The organism is Pseudomonas japonica (assembly GCF_900188455.1).
GTDB classification, from domain to species: Bacteria; Pseudomonadota; Gammaproteobacteria; order Pseudomonadales; family Pseudomonadaceae; genus Aquipseudomonas; species Aquipseudomonas japonica.
On the sequence record NZ_FZOL01000010.1, the window covers coordinates 82,924 to 102,457 of the forward strand.

The following is a 19,534-nucleotide window of genomic DNA, read 5'->3' on the forward strand; positions in this document are numbered from 1 at the left end:
AGAGGGGCATGTCCTGCAACATGTCAGTGTCCGATGACAGTTGTATGAGCATTTGTCTGGCAATGGCCTGCCAGATAAATGGACGAGGATTACAGGCGTTGTCGACCGGTCTCACCCGTAAATGGCCAATCCGGCGCAACCGCCGCGGCCGACGGTGGTAATCTCGCTCCCCGGCAAGCCCCGGCGGGAGTGCCGACCATCCACATCAGGGACAGCATCCGGATCACTTCATGAAGAAAGCACTAGTTATCGGCGGGTTGGTCGTAGTGGGCGCGGCGGCCTGCAGCGCGGTGGCGTGGTACACCGGCAAGCAGTTGCCCGAGGTGCTCGAAACCTCGCTCGCCCAGTCCAACCGACAGTTGACGGCAGCCCTGAGTGGCAGCGGCACGGGCAAGGTGGAACTGTTGTCCCTGGAGTCCGGTGTATTCAGCAGCGATGCCCGTTATCGGGTCACGCTCGAGGGGGGCGAGGGCGAGCATGTGCAGCTCGATTTCAGTGATCACCTGGAGCACGGTCCGTTTCCCTGGTCACGGGTCAAGCGCCTGCAATTGCTGCCGGTGATGGCGGCGAGCAGCTACGCGCTGGAAAAGACCGATGACAGCGCCCCCTGGTTCGCCGCCGCCGGTGAACAGGCGCCACTGCAAGGCAGCATGAGCGTCGGTTACGGCGGGGCGATCCGCAACGAGCTGCGGGTGATGCCCTTCGAAGTCAGTGACGAGGATGGCTTCTCCCTGTCGTTCTCCGGGCTGACCCTGCATATGGACTCGGCTCTGCAGGGCGAGGGCCTGCGTCTGCGGGGCGAGTTGGAGCGGGTGGCGATGGCCAGCGGCGGCGAGGGCCCGACGAGTGTCACCCTGAAGGGTGTGGCGCTGTCCACTGACTTCAATATGAGCGGCTACGGCTACTTCGTCGGTTCGATGAATGTCGATATCGCGGAAAGCACCTTGTCCTTCGGCGACAATCAATCACTGCGCTTCGGCAAGTTCGAACAGCGTGATGTCTACCGGATCGAGGAGGGCGGGCTTTCCCTGAAGCAGGCGGTCAATCTCGCGGACATCAGTTTCGCCGGCAAGCCCATCGGCAGCGCGCGCATGGCCTGGCGCGTGGAACGCCTGAACCCCGAGGCGGTCGGCAGCCTGGTGAAGTGGTATGAGCAGAACCTTGTCCAACTGGAGAGCATGGCCCTGGGCCTGACCCCGGATACCGGCGCGGCGATGCTGGATGATCCGCAACTGCAGGCGCCGCTTCGGCAATTGCTGGCCGGCGGCCCGCGCGTTGCGCTGGACGAACTGTCGTTCAAGACGGCCAACGGCGAGAGCCGCTTCGCTATCGATCTGGACCTCTCCGCCCAGGCCCCGCAGGGAGTTCCGCTGGAGCAGGCCTTCGCCGAGTCGGTGAAGTCGATGCAGGCCAACCTGAAACTCTCCAAGCCGATGCTCGGCGATCTGGCCGCATTGCGCGCCACCCTTGAAGGGCTGGATGCCGAGCAGGTACGTCAGGCCTCAGCATCCGGAGAAATGGTCGGGATGATTGCGCTGCAGAGCCAACTGGCGACCGTGCAGGGCGACGATATTCTGATGCGTCTGGGGTATGCCGACGGCCAGGTGGACTTCAATGGCCAGAAAATGACCGTCGATCAGTTCGCCGAGCTGGTTCAGCAGCGCACCGCGGCATTCTCCGGCGCCGCGCAGTAGTCACGGGGGCTGGCGGAGGGCGTGTCGAGCGTCGTCCGCTGGCCTTGTCGGGTAAAAATCTCTTTAGAATTCATCCGATTGTCTGTAGCCTTCGGCGATTCATAAAACCGAGGTCACAGCGGATTTTTGCCGTCCGTGCAAAGGCCAAGCTGTTACCCGATTTGTCCGTGCCCGATGATACACTCGACTTACGCGCATCAGCGCCTGCAGGTCTTGCGAACATGACGCAAATTTCCGAACGCCTTCTGGTTCAGGCCCACCTGGACGCCAAGCAGCCCAAGCCCCTCACGCCCGAACAAGAGGCCGAATACCGTACCGCCATCGCCGCCGAGCTCAAGGCGCGGGATGCGGTGCTGGTCGCCCACTACTACTGCGATCCGGTAATCCAGGCCCTGGCCGAGGAAACCGGCGGCTGCGTGGCCGACTCCCTGGAGATGGCCCGCTTTGGCAAGAATCACCCGGCCAGCACCGTGCTGGTGGCGGGGGTGCGTTTCATGGGCGAGACGGCGAAGATCCTCACCCCGGAAAAGCGCGTGCTGATGCCGACCCTCGAAGCGACCTGCTCCCTCGATCTGGGCTGCCCGGTGGATGAGTTCTCGGCGTTCTGCGACAAGCATCCCGAGCGCACCGTGGTGGTCTACGCCAACACCTCGGCGGCGGTCAAGGCCCGTGCCGACTGGGTGGTGACCTCCAGTTGCGCGCTGGAAATCGTCGAAAGCCTGATGGACAACGGCGAGACCTTCATCTGGGGACCGGATCAGCACCTGGGCCGCTACATCCAGAAGCAGACCGGTGCCGACATGCTGATGTGGGACGGTGCCTGCATCGTTCACGAAGAGTTCAAATCGCGGCAGTTGGCCGACATCAAGGCGCTGTATCCGGATGCCGCGATCCTGGTGCACCCGGAGTCGCCGGAAGCGGTGATCGAACTGGCCGACGCGGTGGGCTCCACCAGCCAGTTGATCGCTGCCGCACAACGCATGCCGAACAAGCGCTTCGTGGTCGCCACCGACCGCGGCATCTTCTACAAGATGCAGCAGTTGTGTCCGGACAAGGAGTTCATCGAGGCGCCGACCGCCGGCAATGGTGCGACCTGCCGTAGCTGCGCGCATTGCCCGTGGATGGCGATGAATACGCTGGAGCGCACCCTGCAGTGCTTGCGTGAAGGCAGCAACGAGATCTTCGTCGAGCCGGCACTGGTGCCACAGGCGATCAAGCCGTTGCAGCGGATGCTGGATTTCACCGCGGCTGCGCGGTTGAAGCTGTCCGGTAACGCCTGAAGTCCCGGGGCTGCAAAGCAGCCCCAAATGCCCTCAGCGCATCATTTCCTTGACCATCCGCTGCTGCTCCAGCAGTTCCCGCTGCCGCGCATCGATTCGCGAGGCCAGCTGGAAGTTGTTGCCGGCACGCCGCTTGGCGTAGTCCAGTTGCTGCAGCGCCTGGTCGAAATCACCGGTCAGGGCGAAGAACTCGGCCCGGGCCTGGTGCAGGCCGATGGTGTTGCCGGAAAGACCGCGGGCTTCGGCCAGGTCGTACCAGACATCCGGGTCGTCAGGCCGGTTCTTGACCAGCGCTTCCAATGACTTTTCCGCTTCGGCCGGCTTGTTCTGCTTGAGCAGCAGATCGGCGGCCACCTGTCGCAACGGATAGTTGCCTGGATACAGCTGACGCATCCGGTCGACCCGTTGCTGGGCATCGGCAAGACGGTTGTTGGTGATGTCCAGGTCGATCTGGGTCAGGTTGTAGGTGATGTCGTTGGGTGCCTTGGCCAGCAGCGGCTTGAGGTTTTCCCGCGCTTCGTTGAGCTGGCCGCCCTTGATCTGGGCCAGGGCCAGGCCGTAGCGGGCGGCATCGAGTTTCGGGTTTTCATCCAGCAGGGCGCGGAAGCGCTTGGCCGCCAGGCCCGGCGTACCTTCGTAGAACAACTGCACGCGGGCGCGCATCAGTTGGTAGCGCGCGCTGTCCTCGGTACCGCCGGTTGGCGCCTGTTCCGCGCGGTTGCGGGTGTCGGCGATACGCGATTCGGTGACCGGGTGGGTCAGGAGGAATTCCGGCGGCTTGGCGTCGAAGCGGTACTGGCGCATCAGGCGCTCGAACATGGTCGGCATGTTGCGTGGGTCGTAGCCGGCCTTCTCCAGGTTGAGGATGCCGATGCGGTCGGCTTCCTGCTCGTTCTGCCGGGAGAAACGCCGCTGTTCCTGGATCGCCGCGGCCTGGGTGCCGGCGATGGCGGCGATACCGGCATCGCCGGCACCGGCGGCGGCGACCACGATGCCCGCGAGCAGCGCCGCCATCATTGGCAACTGCATGCGTTGCTGGGCCTCGACGCCGCGGGCGAAGTGGCGTTGCGACAAGTGCGCAAGTTCGTGGGCCAGTACCGAGGCGTATTCGCCCTCGGTCTGCGCATTGAGGAACAGGCCGCCGTTGACCCCGACGATCCCGCCTGGCGCGGCGAAGGCGTTGAGGTCGGGGCTGTTGATCAGGATGAATTCCAGGCGACGGTCTTGCAGTTGGCTGGTCTCGGCAAGCTTGTAGACGCTGGACTCGACGTAATCCTTGAGCTGTGGGTCCGACAGTTGGCTGACATTGCCGCGCAGCAAGCTCAGCCAGGCTCGGCCGAGCTGGTGTTCCTGTTGCGGCGAGACAATGGCGGAGCTGGCGTCGCCGAGTGACGGCAGGTCGTCGGCATGGCTCGGAAGCGCAAGCAGGCAGGCCAGCGTCAGCAGGGTAGGGCGCAGAACATTCATGCACGGAGCTCTGGTCGACAAAGAGCCTTACTGTAGCCGCCTCGCACGGTTGCGACCAGTGGCGGTATTCTGCGAGGCTTGCCCGTGCTGTACGCCAGGGTTTTCTGGCGCGCCGGTTTTTCTGGAGAGTTGCAATGACCGACACCCTGCACCATGACGCCGAACTGGACGCCAGCGGCCTGAACTGTCCGCTGCCGTTGCTCAAGGCCAAGCTGGAACTGAATCGCCTGGCTTCCGGCGCCGTGCTCAAGGTGATTGCCACCGACGCCGGCTCGCAACGCGACTTTCGCACTTTCGCGCAACTGGCCGGTCATACGCTGCTGCTCGATACCGCCGAAGGCGGGATCTACACCTACTGGCTGAAGAAGGCCTGATTCGTTTTCCAAGGATCCTCGATGTTCAAAGTGCTTCGCGGCTGGCTGCACCGCTATTTCTCCGACGAGGAAGCCGTGGTTCTGGCAGTCCTGCTGTTCCTCGGTTTCACCGCGGTCCTGACCCTTGGCGGCATGCTCGCGCCGGTGCTGGCCGGGATGGTCCTGGCGTTCCTGATGCAAGGCCTGGTCAACGCGCTCGAACGCCTGCGGGTGCCGAGCAAGGTCGCCGTCGCCCTGGTCTTCACCCTGTTCATGGGGGCGCTGGCGGTGTTCCTGCTGGTGCTGGTGCCGCTGCTCTGGCATCAACTGATCACCCTGTTCAACGAACTGCCGGGCATGCTCGGCAAGTGGCAGTCGCTGCTCCTGCTGTTGCCGGAGCGCTATCCGCACCTGGTCTCGGACGATCAGGTACTGCAGGCCATCGAAGCCATGCGCGGCGAGATCGGCAAATTCGGCCAGTGGGCGCTGACCTTCTCCCTGTCGAGCCTGCCGCTGCTGGTCAGCGTGATGATCTACCTGGTGCTGGTGCCGATCCTGGTGTTCTTCTTCCTCAAGGACCGCGAGACCATCGCGCGCTGGGTCAGCGGCTATCTGCCGCAGGAGCGCGCGCTGATGACCCGGGTCGCGGAGGAGATGAACCGACAGATCGCCAACTACATCCGCGGCAAGGGCATCGAGATCCTGATCTGCGGCGTGGCGACCTATATCGCTTTCGTCGCCCTGGGGCTGAACTACGCCGCCTTGCTGGCGCTGCTGGTGGGATTGTCGGTGGTGGTGCCGTATGTCGGCGCGGTGGTGGTGACGGTGCCGGTGACGCTGATCGCGCTGTTCCAGTGGGGCTGGGGTGACCAGTTCATCTATCTGATGGCGGTGTACGCGATCATCCAGGCGCTGGATGGCAACGTGCTGGTGCCGCTGCTGTTCTCGGAGGCGGTGAGCCTGCACCCGGTGGCGATCATCTGCGCGGTGCTGCTGTTCGGCGGGCTGTGGGGGTTCTGGGGGATCTTCTTCGCCATTCCGCTGGCGACGCTGTTCAAAGCGGTGCTGGATGCCTGGCCGCGGCGCGAGCCGCAGGTGGCACCACTGTTGTAGTGCCCGACGGGACAGATCGCGATCTGTCCCGTGTCGGTCTCAGGCCTTGTTCAGCGCTTCGGCCGCGGCCAGGACCGCGGCGACATGACCCGGCACCTTCACGCCACGCCATTCCTTGCGCAGCACACCGTCCTTGTCGATCAGGAAGGTGCTGCGGTCGACGCCCATGTACTCCTTGCCATAGAGCTTCTTCAGCTTGATCACATCGAACAGCTGGCAGAGGCTTTCGTCCTTGTCGCTGATCAGCTCGAAGGGGAACCCCTGCTTGGCCTTGAAGTTCTCGTGAGACTTGAGGCCATCGCGAGATACGCCGAACACCGCGGTGCCGGCGGCCTGGAAGGCGGCGTGCTGGTCGCGGAAGTCGCCACCCTCGGTGGTGCAGCCCGGCGTGCTGTCCTTCGGATAGAAGTACAGGACCACCTGGCGACCCTTAAGGTCGGCGAGGCTGATCTGCTGGCCACTGGTGGCCTGGACCTGGAAGTCGGCGACGGGTTTGTCGAGTTCAACGGCCATGGGACGGGTTCCTTACATCGGGTTCTGTGGGCGCCACGGTTCGATCAGCGCGTCCAGGTTGAGCGCGTCGGCGAAGTCCAGGAACTGGTCGCGCAACCAGCTGATCTGGGTGCCGGCGGGCAGCGTGACGGTGAAGGTGGCATTGAGCATGGTGCCGCCGGTCTGCGGGGCCTGGTAGGTGTCGCAGGTCAGGTTCTCCAGCTCGACGCGGTGGTCGATGAAGAACTGGCACAGCTCGTTGATGATGTCCGGGCGGTAGGCGGCGCTGACGTAGGCGACGTAGGGCAGCGACAGCGGGCGCACTTCCAGCTCGCTGCTGCGCACCACGTTGACGATGAAACCGTGCTTCTTGGCCAGGCTTGGCAGCGAGCCTTCGAAGCGTGCCAGGGCGTCCCAGTTGCCGCTGACCTGCAGGATCAACGCACTGCACTCGCCGTGGCGGGTCAGGCGCGAGGTGACCACCGAGCAGCGGCTGTCGTTGCTGGCGCGGCAGAGGATGTTGGTCAGCTCCATCGGGCTCGGGCCGAGGGCGCTGACGACGAGGAATTGTTCGCGGACGGTGGGGGTGGACATAGCATTCCTAAAACGATGAGCGGTCGGTACCTGACGCGGAAAAGAGGCGGGTCAGCGTGCTCCAGAGGCTCTGGATCGAGGGGGCGGACACGGCCGGAACGCATTGTTGGCAGCCCGGCGGGCCGCTGTGTACCGATCAAAGGACGAAGGGTAGCGAAAATGGCCGCGAAGGGGAATGCTCCGCCCGCCTGCGTCGCTTGTGCAAGCCCGATGGCGCCAGTACCATTACCGCTCTCTTTTTCCGGCAGGAGCAGCTTCATGATTGCGGGCAGTATGGTGGCATTGGTCACACCCATGGATGCACAAGGGCGTCTGGACTGGGACAGCCTCAGCAAACTCGTGGACTTCCACCTGCAGAACGGTACCCATGCCATCGTCGCCGTCGGCACCACCGGCGAGTCGGCGACCCTCGATGTCGAAGAGCACATCAAGGTCATCGAGTTCGTGGTCAAGCAAGTCAATGGCCGCATCCCGGTCATCGCCGGCACCGGCGCGAACTCCACCAGCGAAGCCGTTCATCTGACCCAGAATGCCAAGGACGCCGGCGCCGACGCCTGCCTGCTGGTCGTGCCTTACTACAACAAGCCGACCCAGGAAGGCCTGTACCAGCACTTCAAGCACATCGCCGAGGCGGTGGACATCCCGCAGATCCTCTACAACGTGCCGGGCCGCACCTCCTGCGACATGCTCGCCGAGACCGTGATCCGCCTGTCGACCGTGCCGAACATCATCGGCATCAAGGAAGCCACCGGCGACCTGAAGCGCGCCAAGGCGATCATCGACGGCGTCAGCGACGACTTCATCGTCATGTCCGGTGACGATCCGACCGCGGTCGAACTGATCCTGCTGGGCGGCAAGGGCAACATCTCGGTGACCGCCAACGTCGCTCCGCGTGAAATGGCCGACCTGTGCGAGGCCGCCCTGCGTGGCGATGCCGACACCGCGCGGGCCATCAACGAAAAACTCATGCCGCTGCACAAGCACCTGTTCTGCGAGGCCAACCCGATTCCGGTGAAGTGGGCGCTCGTGGAAATGGGTCTGATGCACAAGGGAATCCGCCTGCCGCTGACCTGGCTGAGCGAATCCTGTCACGACACCGTCCGCCAGGCCCTGCGCCAGGCTGGCGTGCAGTATTAATCGAGGAAGTACACCGCATGAAGCGATTGGCTGGTCTTTCCGCCCTTGCCCTGATCATTTCCAGTACCAGCGGCTGCGCCTGGTTGTGGGGCGAAGACGGGTATTTCCGTGACCGTGGCAGCGACTATCTGGAAGCAACCCAGAAGCCGCCGATGCAATTGCCGCCTGATGCGAGCAACGTCAAGCGTCTTGATCCGCTGCTGCCGATTCCACGCAACGTCGCCGACGACAACGTCAAGGGCGAGTTCGAAGTGCCGCGCCCGCTGCCTCTGGCCGCCAGCGCCGAGGCCAGTGATTTCAGCCTGCAGAAGAGCGGCGCCGCGCGTTGGGTCCTGGCCCAGCGTGCACCGGCCGAAGTCTGGCCGGTGGCCCGACAGTTCTTCGAGGACAACGGTTTCCGCATTGCCGAGGAGCGTCCGCAGACCGGTGAGTTCAATACCACCTGGCAGCGTTTCGACGAACTTTCCGCGTCCATGGCCGATCGTCTCGGCGGCGCGGCCAGCAGCCGCGACAGCGAGATCCGTGCTCGCGTGCGCATCGAACCAGGTGTGCAGCGCAACACCTCTGAAGTCTACGTGGTGACCGTCGAACGCAAGGCCGGCGACAGCGCCGAGCAGGAATTCCCGGCACGTTCCACCAACACCGGCGTCGACGCCGTGCTGGTCGACGAGATGCTCGCCAGCATGACCCGCAGCGCCGAGAAGGGTGGTTCGGTGTCCCTGCTCGCCGCCCGTGATTTCGACGCGCCAAGCCGTGTCAGCCTGAGCGAAGACGGCAGCGGCAACCCGGTGCTGAACCTGGGCGCCGATCTCGATCGCGCCTGGTCCAGCGTCGGTCGTGCCCTGGAGCACGGCGAATGGCGTGTCGAGGACATCAACCGCAGCCTGGGCCTGTACTACATCAACCTGGCCGAGAAGGCCGAACCGAAGAACAAGGAGCCTGGCTTCTTCAGTCGCATGTTCGGCAGCGAGCCGAGCAAGGAAGAGATCGAAGCCCGTGCCGAGCGTTACCAGGTTCGCCTGAGCAAGGTGGGCGACAGCGTCCAGGTCACCGTCGAGAAGAACATCAATACCGTGGCCCCGGCTGACGTGGCCCGTCGCGTACTGAGCGTCATCCAGGACAACCTGGGTTAAGTGCGCTTCGCGGTTCTTGGAAGCGGTAGCCAGGGAAATGGCACGCTGGTCACCAGTGGCGATACTCATGTCCTGGTCGATTGCGGCTTTTCCCTGCGCGAAACCGAGCGGCGTCTGGCGCGGCTCGGCGTCGCGCCAGACAGTCTGAGCGCCGTGCTGGTGACCCACGAACATGCCGACCACGTGCATGGGGTGGGCTTGCTGGCACGGCGCTACAATCTTCCGGTGTACCTGAGTCGTGGCACCTTGCGCGGTTTGCGCAAACCGCTGGAGGCGGCGGGATTTCTTGCGGCGAACGACACGTTCGACGTAGGTGCCCTGAGCATCAAGGCGGTGGGTGTGACCCACGATGCGCTGGAGCCGCTGCAGTACGTGTTCAGCGACGGTCGTCGGCGCCTCGGCGTGCTGACCGACCTCGGCTGCTACGACGCGGTGCTGCTGGAGCATTACCGCGGCCTCGACGCCCTGATGATCGAAGCCAACCATTGCCGTGACCTGCTTGCCCGCGGGCATTACCCGCATTTTCTCAAGCTGCGGGTCGGCGGCGACTACGGACATTTGAACAACCACCAGGCCGCGAACCTGGTGGCGGAGCTGGGATGGGAAAACCTGCAGCACCTGGTGCTGGCCCATCTCAGCAGCAAGAACAACCTGCCACAGCTGGCCCGGCAATGTTTCGTCGATACCCTTGGGTGCGACCCGGACTGGCTGCAAGTGGCCAACCAGGATTGTGGGCTCGACTGGCGCGAAATCGTCTAGCCCCTCTCATTTAGCAAGCGGAGCCCATCATGGAAAAACGTGAAGAACTCTACCGCGGCAAAGCCAAGTCGGTTTACAAGACCGACGACGCCGACCGCTTGATCCTGCTGTTCCGTAACGACACGTCGGCGTTCGACGGCAAGCGTATCGAACAGCTCGACCGCAAGGGCATGGTGAACAACAAGTTCAACGCCTTCATCATGCAGAAGCTCGAAGAGGCCGGCATTCCGACCCAGTTCGACAAGCTGCTGGGCGACAACGAATGCCTGGTCAAGAAGCTCGACATGATTCCGGTCGAGTGCGTGGTGCGCAACTACGCCGCCGGCAGCCTGGTCAAGCGCCTGGGTGTCGAGGAAGGCATCAAGCTGGAGCCATCGACGTTCGAACTGTTCCTGAAGAACGACGAGAAAGGCGATCCGTTCATCAACGAATCCCACGTTGTCGCCTTCGGCTGGGGCACCGCTGACCAGTTGGTGAAGATGAAAGCGCTGTCGCTGAAGGTCAACGAAGTGCTGACCAAGCTGTTCGACGACGCCGGCCTGCTGCTGGTCGACTTCAAGCTGGAGTTCGGCGTATTCCATGGCGAGATCGTCCTCGGCGACGAGTTCAGCCCGGACGGCTGCCGCCTGTGGGACAAGGAAACCCGCAAGAAGATGGACAAGGACCGCTTCCGTCAGGGCCTGGGCGATGTCATCGAGGCCTACGAAGAAGTCGCAAAACGCCTGGGCGTGCCGCTGTAAGGCGGAACGTTCGCGCAAGCATCTGAAAGCACGCGATTTTTTTCATCAAAAGGCTTCGCCTTTGGGAAAAGTGCTGGTATGATGCGCGCCACTGGAGAGATGCCGGAGTGGCCGAACGGGACGGATTCGAAATCCGTTGTACTGGCAACAGTACCTAGGGTTCAAATCCCTATCTCTCCGCCATACAAGACAAAGCCCCTGAAACTGTAAAGTTTCAGGGGCTTTGTCGTTTCTGCACGGGTGTTGATAGCGCTTTGATATAAGGGACATCAGCCCGCCTGGAACTTCTTGCCTATGCTCGTAGCACAGGATGTTCGTCAGAGGCGAATGAGAGCGCCCCATGCATGGATGCAATGTCGCGTGACACAGTAGAAGCCCCCCATGAGCGCTGGTTGAAAGCGCTGCCATCTGCATTCGTCCGGGTCTCTCCGTGGGCGAATCTTCAGCATGATCTGCGTTATTCCAGAGAATCGATTACACCGCGGAATGTGTTCAGGAACATTCGCCGCGGGCTGGAACGTCATGTTTAAAATCAGGAGTGACGCTTTTTCCGGCAATAAGTTATTGCACTCAAGCCTGATCTTCATTCTTTGTTTTTTATTGTGCCTGGGATTCTACATCTATGCGCTGGCGAACAAGCCGGCGCCCTCGGATGGTGTGTTGTCGCGCACCGAAGGCAAGTTTCTGGTCATTGCATCCAGCTCGCAAAGAGGCACCACTTTTATTGTGGAAGAAAGCGGGTCGGGAGAACTTGTCAAGTTAAGTGCCATTTCCGGTTATACAAAGATTCGCAGCGGTTTCAGCGAAGGGGTCGGGCGAAATATAGTCGTGCGGCACTATGGACCGTCGGTGGTGGCCTGCTGGATCGACCGTGTCGAGTATTGCGCTGCGATGTGTACCACGAAGTATGAATGCGAGCTCACTCTTTATCAGGCCAGTCTTTCGACCTTGAAAAAGACGCTTTATACGATGCTTGCGTTGGCTGTGATCTGTCTGGTGGCTTATCTCATTAAAAAACGGGAGCGCTGAAAAATGGCAGTCGACTCATTGGCTAAAGAAGTGGCAAAGCACATCGCGGATGGCGCAAGTGGGGCGACTGCGACGGCGAATGCCGGTCGGGATGTAAACGCCGCCGTGAATGACGGCAATCTTACTGCCGCTTCGGCGGCGGCGGCGTCAACGTCGGCGCTCTCGGCAGCGTTGAGCTTTATGAAACCGGCGGCCGGCAATGCTACCGGCGCCTTGTCGAGCGCACTTTCCATTTATTCGGATCTCGACTCCACTGGCACGGTAACGGATAGAAGCCTGATAGGTGCCCTCGGGTCATTGGCCGCCATCGCCGGCGCGATGGCCGCGGCACCCGCGACGGCAGCCGCATTCACCGCGGCAAGCATTGGCCTTGGCATTTATGCGTTGACCGTTTCCGGCGACAGCAAGGAAGTGAGTGATGCCGTCGCCGATATGTTCGATGCGCTGGGTGGCCTGTACGAGAGCAGTGGAGGCGGTATTCCTCCAAGTCAGTTCGGTGATGCTGTCGGCTCACCCGCCATGTGGTCATGGGCAGAGTTCAGCCAAGGCTTCTCCGATACCGGATTTTCCTGTCTGCCCCTGGTCAACGATGCCTTCGATGCGGCCAAGCAAACAGTTTCGCCGCTGATTCTGGATCTCGATGGCGACGGCGTTGAAACGCAAGGTCTGAGTGCGGGCGTGTATTTCGATCATGACGGCAATGGTTTTGCCGAAGCCACAGGTTGGGTTGGGCGAGATGACGGGCTGCTGGTATGGGACCGAAACGGAAATGGTCAAATAGATGATGGCAGTGAGCTTTTTGGCAATTACTCAAAACTCGCCAATGGTCAGAATGCGGCCAACGGTTTTGCTGCACTGGCTGATCTGGATAGCAACCAGGATGGAAAGATTGATGCCGACGATGTTGCGTTTTCCCAGTTGCGTGTGTGGAAAGACGCTGACAGTGATGCCCGGCTAGGGGCTGGCGAGTTACTGAGTCTTGCCGAGGTGAATGTCAGTAGTCTCGGTGTGGCGTATGCCAGCGGGCACAGCGTCGATGCAAACGGCAATGAAACGTTGCAGACAGGCAGCTATGTCGATAGCGGCGGCGTGCAACGTGAATTGAACGATGTGTGGTTTGTCGTCGACACCGCGCGATCCCTGGACATGCACAAGATCCTCGTGGGTGGATCTGCCGTCGATATGACGGGCTTTGGCAATGTCGCCGACCTCAGTCAGGTGGTAGCGCAGGATTCGACGGGAGGCCTCAAGCAGTTGCTGCAGCGGTTCGCTGAAGAAACGGACAGCGCGGCCAGGACTTCGTTGCTGGACGACATCATCTTTGCCTGGAGCGGCGCTGCGCAATACGGCTCGAACAGTCGCGGCGGCTTTATCGACGATGGGCGCAAGCTCTATGCGCTGGAGGCATTCCTGGGCAGGAATTTCACCCAGGGTTCCGGGACGAACGGCGGTACGCCCAACCCGGGTCCCAATGCCGCGGCGAAGTTGATGAAGACCTATGACACGTTGGCGGGTTTCATCTATTCCGGTCTCATGTTGCAGACTCATTTCAAGTCGTTGGTTGCGGCGGTGGGCCTGAGTTTCGTCGAGAACCGATTCGAGTTCGATGTGACGCCAGTGGTGGCGCAGTTGCAAGCGGATTACAGCGCCAGTCCCTCGATCGGTACGCAGGTCATGGTGGAGTTCTTCCGTTCTTTGCTGGATGCCGGCGAGTTTGGCTCTTCGGTATTGTCTCGCCTGCGCCAGGCGGGTGATGTCAGTGCATCAGGTTTCAGCTACCTCCTGGGTAATGCGGGGAATTCGTTGGGTGGCGTGGGCGGCGACGAATTATATGGAGATGCCGGTGATAACAGCCTGCTCGGTTTGTCAGGCCAGGACACGTTATATGGAGGCGCCGGCAATGACATCCTCGAGGGTGGCGCGGATAACGATTACCTGAGCGGTGACGAGGGCGCGGACGTCTATAGATTCAGTCGGGGCTGGGGACAGGACACGCTCAACAATTTCGAGAGTGGCGTGAATCAGCGGGATGTCGTCGAATTCGGCGGCAACATACTGCCGGACGACCTGCTCGCCACTCGCTCTGGCGATGACTTGATACTTGCCCTGCGCGGCACGTCCGACAGGCTGAAAGTGGTCAACTACTTTCTCGACGATGGTGCCAGTGCCTACTACCTGGATGCCATCCGTTTCGCTGACGGCACCGAGTGGAACTTCGATCAGATCAAGGTCATGGTCGTTGTCGAGACTTCAGGCAATGACGAAATTCATGGTTATGCCTCGTCCGATAATCTGAGTGGCGGCTTGGGCAACGATAGTCTGTACGGTGCTCAGGGCGACGATGTCCTGCAGGGTGGCGGCGGCAATGACTTTCTGAACGGCGGGGTGGGCTCCGACACTTATCTGTTCGACCTCGGCGATGGCCAGGATGTGATCAGCGATACCGGCGGCGCTCTGGAAGGTACCGATGTGCTGAGGTTCGGTCCGGGCATACAGGCTGCCGATATCAGCGTGAGCCATGCCGATGGCAATCTGGTGTTGAGCCACAGCAACGGACTGGACCGGGTCATCGTCAGCAACTGGTTCAATGTGACCGATGGCCGCTATCGGGTGGAAAGGATCGAGTTCAGTGACGGCACGGTCTGGACGAGTGCGGCGCTTACCGCAGCCCTCCTGACCATGGTCGGAAGTGTCGGGGATGACGTGCTCACCGGGCCCGGCACCGGCAATCAGTCGCTGTCCGGGCTGGCAGGCAACGATGTGCTGACCAGTGGCGCGGGCAACGATGTCCTGGACGGCGGCAGCGGCAACGACACGCTCAACGCGAATGCCGGCAATGACCAGTTGAGCGGTGGCCAAGGCAACGACGTGCTCAATGGCGGTACCGGTTCCGATGTCTATCTCTTCGGCCTCGGCGATGGACGCGACATCATCAATGACGACACCGCTTACTACAGCGGCAACGTCGATGTCCTGCGCTTCGGCGCGGGGATCAGCGCAAGCGACATCAGCGTCAGCCGCTCGGGCAATCATGTGATCCTCGCTCACGGCAATGGCCAGGACCAGGTCACCATCCAGAACTGGTTCGCCTCCAATGACGACCGCTACAGGCTGGAGCGGATCGAGTTCGCCGATGGCACGCTGTGGACCAGTGCCGCTGTCTCGGCACAGTTGCTGGTAATCACGGGCAGCGCTGGAGACGATGTCCTCGCCGGTCCGAGCACGGGTAACCAGACGCTGTCGGGACTGGCGGGCAATGACACGCTCACCGGCAGTTCGGGCAACGATGTGCTGGAGGGCGGGCAGGGTAACGATCTGCTCAATGGCGGCAGCGGCTCCGATGTGTATCTGTTCGGCCTCGGCGATGGTCGCGACATCATCAATGACGACACCGCCTACTACAGCGGCAACGTCGATGTCCTGCGTTTCGGCGCGGGGATCAGCGCGAGCGATATCACCATCAGCCGTTCGGGCAATCATGTGATCCTCGCTCACAGCAACGGCCAGGACCAGATCACCATCCAGAACTGGTTCACCGCCAGTGACGATCGCTACAAGCTGGAACGCATCGAGTTCGCCGATGGCACGTTGTGGAACAGTGCGGCGGTGTCGGCGTCGCTGCTGGTGGCCACAGGTAGCGCAGGGGACGATGTGCTCACCGGTCCGAGCACGGGCAACCAGTCGCTGTCGGGGTTGGCGGGCAACGACACGCTGACCTCGGGCTCGGGCAACGATGTCCTGGAGGGTGGCAGCGGCAACGACACGCTCAACGCGAATGCCGGCAATGACCAGTTGAGCGGTGGCCAGGGCAATGACGTGCTCAACGGCGGCACCGGATCCGATCTGTATCTGTTCGGCCTTGGCGATGGCCGCGACATCATCAATGACGACACCGCCTACTACAGTGGCAACGTCGATGTCCTGCGCTTCGGCGCGGGGATCAGTACCAGCGATATCTCGGTCAGCCGCTCGGGCAACCATGTGATCCTTTCCCACAGCAACGGTCAGGATCAGGTCACCGTCCAGAACTGGTTCACCGCCAGCGATGATCGCTACAAGCTGGAGCGCATCGAGTTCGCCGATGGGGCTGTCTGGAGCAGCAGCTACGTTTCCGAGCTGTCACTCGCCTTGAACGGCACCGCCGGGGATGACGTGCTTGTCGGTCCCAGCACCGGCAACCAGACAATACGCGGCCTGACCGGCAACGACACGCTGACCAGTGGCTCGGGCAACGATCTTCTGGAGGGCGGCAGCGGCAACGACACGCTCAACGCGAATGCCGGCAACGACCAGTTGAGCGGTGGCCAGGGCGATGACGTGCTTAACGGTGGCACCGGTTCCGACCTGTATCTGTTCGAACTTGGCGACGGCCGCGACATCATCAATGACGATACCGCCTACTACAGCGGCAACGTCGATGTCCTGCGTTTCGGTGCGGGGATCAGCGCGAGCGATATCACCATCAACCGCTCGGGCGACCATGTGATCCTCGCCCACAGCAACGGTCAGGACCAGGTCACCATCCGCAACTGGTTCACCTCCGGAGACGATCGCTACAAGCTGGAGCGCATCGAATTCGCCGATGGCACGTTGTGGACCAGTGCCACTGTATCGGCTCCGCTACTGGTGGCCACAGGTAGCGCAGGGGACGATGTGCTCACCGGTCCGAGCACGGGCAACCAGTCGCTGTCGGGGTTGGCGGGCAACGACACGCTGACCTCGGGCTCGGGCAACGATGTCCTGGAGGGTGGCAGCGGCAACGACACGCTCAATGCGAATGCCGGCAATGACCAGTTGAGCGGTGGCCAGGGCAATGACGTGCTCAACGGCGGCACCGGATCCGATCTGTATCTGTTCGGCCTTGGCGATGGTCGCGACATCATCAATGACGACACCGCCTACTACAGTGGCAACGTCGATGTCCTGCGCTTCGGCGCGGGGATCAGTACCAGCGATATCTCGGTCAGCCGCTCGGGCAACCATGTGATCCTTTCCCACAGCAACGGTCAGGACCAGGTCACCGTCCAGAACTGGTTCACCGCCAGCGATGATCGCTACAAGCTGGAGCGCATCGAGTTCGCCGATGGGGCTGTCTGGAGCAGCAGCTACGTTTCCGAGCTGTCACTCGCCTTGAACGGCACCGCCGGGGATGACGTGCTTGTCGGCCCCAGCACCGGCAACCAGACAATACGTGGCCTGACCGGCAACGACACGCTGACCAGCGGCTCGGGCAACGATCTTCTGGAGGGCGGCAGCGGCAACGACACGCTCAATGCCAATGCCGGCAACGACCAGTTGAGCGGTGGCCAGGGCGATGACGTACTCAATGGCGGTACCGGCTCCGACCTGTATCTGTTCGAACTTGGCGACGGCCGCGACATCATCAATGACGACACCGCCTACTACAGCGGCAACGTCGATGTCCTGCGTTTCGGCGCGGGGATCAGCGCGAGCGATATCTCCATCAGCCGCTCGGGCGACCATGTGATCCTCGCCCACAGCAACGGCCAGGACCAGGTCACCATCCGCAACTGGTTCACCTCCGGAGACGATCGCTACAAGCTGGAGCGCATCGAATTCGCCGATGGCACGTTGTGGAACAGTGCCGCTGTGGCGGCGCCACTGCTGGTGGCCACGGGCAGTGCAGGAAACGATGTCCTCACTGGGCCGAGCACGGGCAACCAGTCGCTGTCGGGGTTGGCGGGCAACGACACGCTGACCAGTGGCTCGGGCAACGATGTCCTGGACGGCGGCAGCGGCAACGACACGCTCAATGCCAATGCCGGCAACGACCAGTTGAGCGGTGGCCAGGGCGATGACGTGCTCAATGGCGGTACCGGCTCCGACCTGTATCTGTTCGAACTGGGCGACGGCCGCGACATCATCAATGACGACACCGCCTACTACAGTGGCAACATCGATGTCCTGCGTTTCGGTGCGGGCATCAGTGCCAGCGACATCGCCATCGGCCGCTCGGGCGACCATGTGATCCTCGCCCACAGCAACGGCCAGGACCAGGTCACCATCCGCAACTGGTTCACCTCCAGCGACGATCGCTACAAGCTGGAGCGCATCGAGTTCGCCGATGGCACGTTGTGGAGCAGTGCCGCCGTGGCGGCGCCACTGCTGGTGACCACGGGCAGTGCGGGAAACGATGTGCTTACCGGTCCGAGCACGGGCAATCAGTCGCTGTCGGGACTCGCCGGCAACGACACGCTGACCAGTGGCTCGGGCAACGATGTCCTGGACGGCGGTAGCGGCAACGACACGCTCAATGCCAATGCCGGCAACGACCAGTTGAGCGGCGGTCAGGGCGATGACGTGCTCAATGGCGGTACCGGTTCCGACGTGTATCTGTTCGACCTGGGCGACGGGCGCGACATCATCAATGACGATACCGCCTACTACAGCGGCAACGTCGATGTCCTGCGTTTCGGCGCGGGGATCAGCGCGAGCGATATCACCATCAGCCGCTCGGGCGACCATGTGATCCTCGCCCACAGCAACGGCCAGGACCAGGTCACCATCCGCAACTGGTTCACCTCCGGAGACGATCGCTACAAGCTGGAGCGCATCGAGTTCGCCGATGGCACGTTGTGGAACAGTGCCGCCGTGGCGGCGCCGTTGCTGGTGGCCACGGGTAGCACTGGGGACGATGTCCTCACCGGTCCGAGCACGGGCAACCAGACGCTGTCGGGACTGGCGGGCAACGACACGCTGACCAGTGGCTCGGGCAACGATGTCCTGGACGGCGGTAGCGGCAACGACACGCTCAACGCGAATGCCGGCAACGACCAGTTGAGCGGTGGTCAGGGCAATGACGTGCTCAATGGCGGCACCGGTTCCGATCTGTATCTGTTCGAACTGGGCGACGGCCGCGACATCATCAATGACGACACCGCCTACTACAGCGGCAACATCGACGTCCTGCGCTTCGGCACAGGCATCAGCACCAGCGACATCTCGGCCAGCCGCTCGGGCAACCACATGATCCTTGCCCACAGCAATGGCCAGGACCAGGTCACCATCCAGAACTGGTTCAGCACCAGCGACGACCGCTACAAGCTGGAACGCATCGAGTTCGCCGATGGTGCTTCGTGGACCAGCGCGCAGGTAGCGTCCCGCGCGAGCACGGCGGGTAATGACACCATCACCGGTTCCAGCACCAACGATCGCTTGCAGGGAGGCAAAGGCAACGACCTGCTGCAGGGCGGCGAAGGCAGTGACCGCTATGTGTTCTTCGCGGGAGATGGTCAGGACATCATCAATAACCTGTCGACGTCGCCGAACGATGTCGATGCGCTCGGCTTCGAAGGGCTGACCGCGCAAAGCCTGTGGTTCTCGCGAGACAACGACAACCTGGTGATCGATGCCCGGGGTTCCGACGACCGGGTCACGATCAAGGACTGGTATGTCGGCCAGGCTCAGCAGGTGGATGTGATTCAGGCGGGGAGCCAGGCCTTGTATGCCAACGCGGTCGATAGTCTGGTCAGCGCGATGGCCGCGTTCGGGGCGCCGGCCGGGGGCGAAATAATCCTGAATCAGACCCAGCAGGAGCAATTGAATGCCGTCATTGCAACCCACTGGAGCCAGTGATCCGCACGCTGGGTAAACCGGCGGCAGTCAGACGCAAATGACCGTCCTGGCAACCCGGCACCCGTCGCACGCAGCCATGGAACCTCTGAAACCGCCAGGTTTCAGTGGTTTTGTGGTTTGCGGGAGTTTATCCGTCAGAGCATTGCG

At 62.1% G+C, this 19,534-nt stretch carries 14 protein-coding genes and 1 tRNA gene; 11 read left to right on the plus strand and 4 right to left on the minus strand.

What is annotated here, in order from left to right:
* Positions 1–230: 230 nt before the first annotated feature.
* Together CHB99_RS14200 and nadA are read left to right on the plus strand one after the other, a co-directional pair.
* Entirely contained in the window at positions 231–1,694 is a 1,464-nt protein-coding gene (locus CHB99_RS14200; protein ID WP_042121783.1) for a YdgA family protein, read from the plus strand.
* A 221-nt stretch (positions 1,695–1,915) separates the two neighbouring features.
* On the plus strand, positions 1,916–2,974 hold the full coding sequence (gene nadA / locus CHB99_RS14205; RefSeq protein ID WP_042121781.1) for a quinolinate synthase NadA: 1,059 nt from the start codon (positions 1,916–1,918) through the stop codon (positions 2,972–2,974).
* 33 nt (positions 2,975–3,007) lie between these two features.
* Here the strand turns inward: nadA and CHB99_RS14210 are convergent, their stop codons facing one another.
* Entirely contained in the window at positions 3,008–4,441 is a 1,434-nt protein-coding gene (locus CHB99_RS14210; RefSeq protein ID WP_042121779.1) for a M48 family metalloprotease, read from the minus strand.
* Positions 4,442–4,575: 134 nt separating this feature from the next.
* Between CHB99_RS14210 and CHB99_RS14215 the strand changes: the two genes are divergently transcribed.
* Together CHB99_RS14215 and CHB99_RS14220 are read left to right on the plus strand one after the other, a co-directional pair.
* Positions 4,576–4,815 (plus strand): sulfurtransferase TusA family protein, encoded by a 240-nt coding sequence (locus CHB99_RS14215; RefSeq protein ID WP_042121777.1) that lies wholly within the window; start codon positions 4,576–4,578, stop codon positions 4,813–4,815.
* 21 nt (positions 4,816–4,836) lie between these two features.
* The gene (locus tag CHB99_RS14220) at positions 4,837–5,907 is read left to right on the plus strand and encodes an AI-2E family transporter (protein ID WP_042121775.1); all 1,071 of its coding nucleotides are present in this window, start codon (positions 4,837–4,839) and stop codon (positions 5,905–5,907) included.
* 39 nt (positions 5,908–5,946) lie between these two features.
* Here CHB99_RS14220 and CHB99_RS14225 read toward each other — a convergent pair whose 3' ends face one another.
* Positions 5,947–6,420, minus strand: coding sequence for a peroxiredoxin (locus tag CHB99_RS14225; RefSeq protein WP_042121773.1), 474 nt, complete (start codon positions 6,418–6,420; stop codon positions 5,947–5,949).
* Between the two features lie 12 nt (positions 6,421–6,432).
* The gene (locus tag CHB99_RS14230) at positions 6,433–6,993 is read right to left on the minus strand and encodes a glycine cleavage system transcriptional repressor (protein WP_042121771.1); all 561 of its coding nucleotides are present in this window, start codon (positions 6,991–6,993) and stop codon (positions 6,433–6,435) included.
* A gap of 258 nt (positions 6,994–7,251) precedes the next feature.
* Here CHB99_RS14230 and dapA point away from each other — a divergent pair, with 258 nt between their 5' ends.
* The 6 genes from dapA (at position 7,252) to CHB99_RS14260 (ending at position 11,791) form a co-directional block, all read left to right on the plus strand.
* Positions 7,252–8,130, plus strand: a complete 879-nt coding sequence (dapA, locus tag CHB99_RS14235) for a 4-hydroxy-tetrahydrodipicolinate synthase (RefSeq protein WP_042121769.1) — start codon at positions 7,252–7,254, stop codon at positions 8,128–8,130.
* 17 nt (positions 8,131–8,147) lie between these two features.
* The gene (bamC, locus tag CHB99_RS14240) at positions 8,148–9,263 is read left to right on the plus strand and encodes an NlpB/DapX family lipoprotein (RefSeq protein WP_042121767.1); all 1,116 of its coding nucleotides are present in this window, start codon (positions 8,148–8,150) and stop codon (positions 9,261–9,263) included.
* Positions 9,264–10,022 (plus strand): MBL fold metallo-hydrolase, encoded by a 759-nt coding sequence (locus tag CHB99_RS14245; protein WP_042121765.1) that lies wholly within the window; start codon positions 9,264–9,266, stop codon positions 10,020–10,022.
* A gap of 29 nt (positions 10,023–10,051) precedes the next feature.
* A complete protein-coding gene (gene purC / locus CHB99_RS14250) occupies positions 10,052–10,762 on the plus strand; it encodes a phosphoribosylaminoimidazolesuccinocarboxamide synthase (RefSeq protein WP_042121763.1) in 711 nt (236 codons plus the stop codon).
* A gap of 93 nt (positions 10,763–10,855) precedes the next feature.
* Positions 10,856–10,945: transfer RNA gene (locus CHB99_RS14255), tRNA-Ser, on the plus strand.
* A 264-nt stretch (positions 10,946–11,209) separates the two neighbouring features.
* A complete protein-coding gene (locus CHB99_RS14260) occupies positions 11,210–11,791 on the plus strand; it encodes a hypothetical protein (protein ID WP_141137288.1) in 582 nt (193 codons plus the stop codon).
* A gap of 525 nt (positions 11,792–12,316) precedes the next feature.
* Here CHB99_RS14260 and CHB99_RS29785 read toward each other — a convergent pair.
* Positions 12,317–12,568 carry a hypothetical protein gene (locus CHB99_RS29785; protein WP_170946384.1) on the minus strand — a complete coding sequence of 84 codons (252 nt, stop codon included), beginning with the start codon at positions 12,566–12,568 and terminating at the stop codon, positions 12,317–12,319.
* Here CHB99_RS29785 and CHB99_RS29545 point away from each other — a divergent pair.
* Complete coding sequence (locus CHB99_RS29545; protein WP_487379633.1) at positions 12,470–19,387, plus strand: calcium-binding protein; 6,918 nt, start codon at positions 12,470–12,472, stop codon at positions 19,385–19,387. The genes CHB99_RS29785 and CHB99_RS29545 overlap by 99 nt on opposite strands.
* Positions 19,388–19,534: the final 147 nt, after the last annotated feature.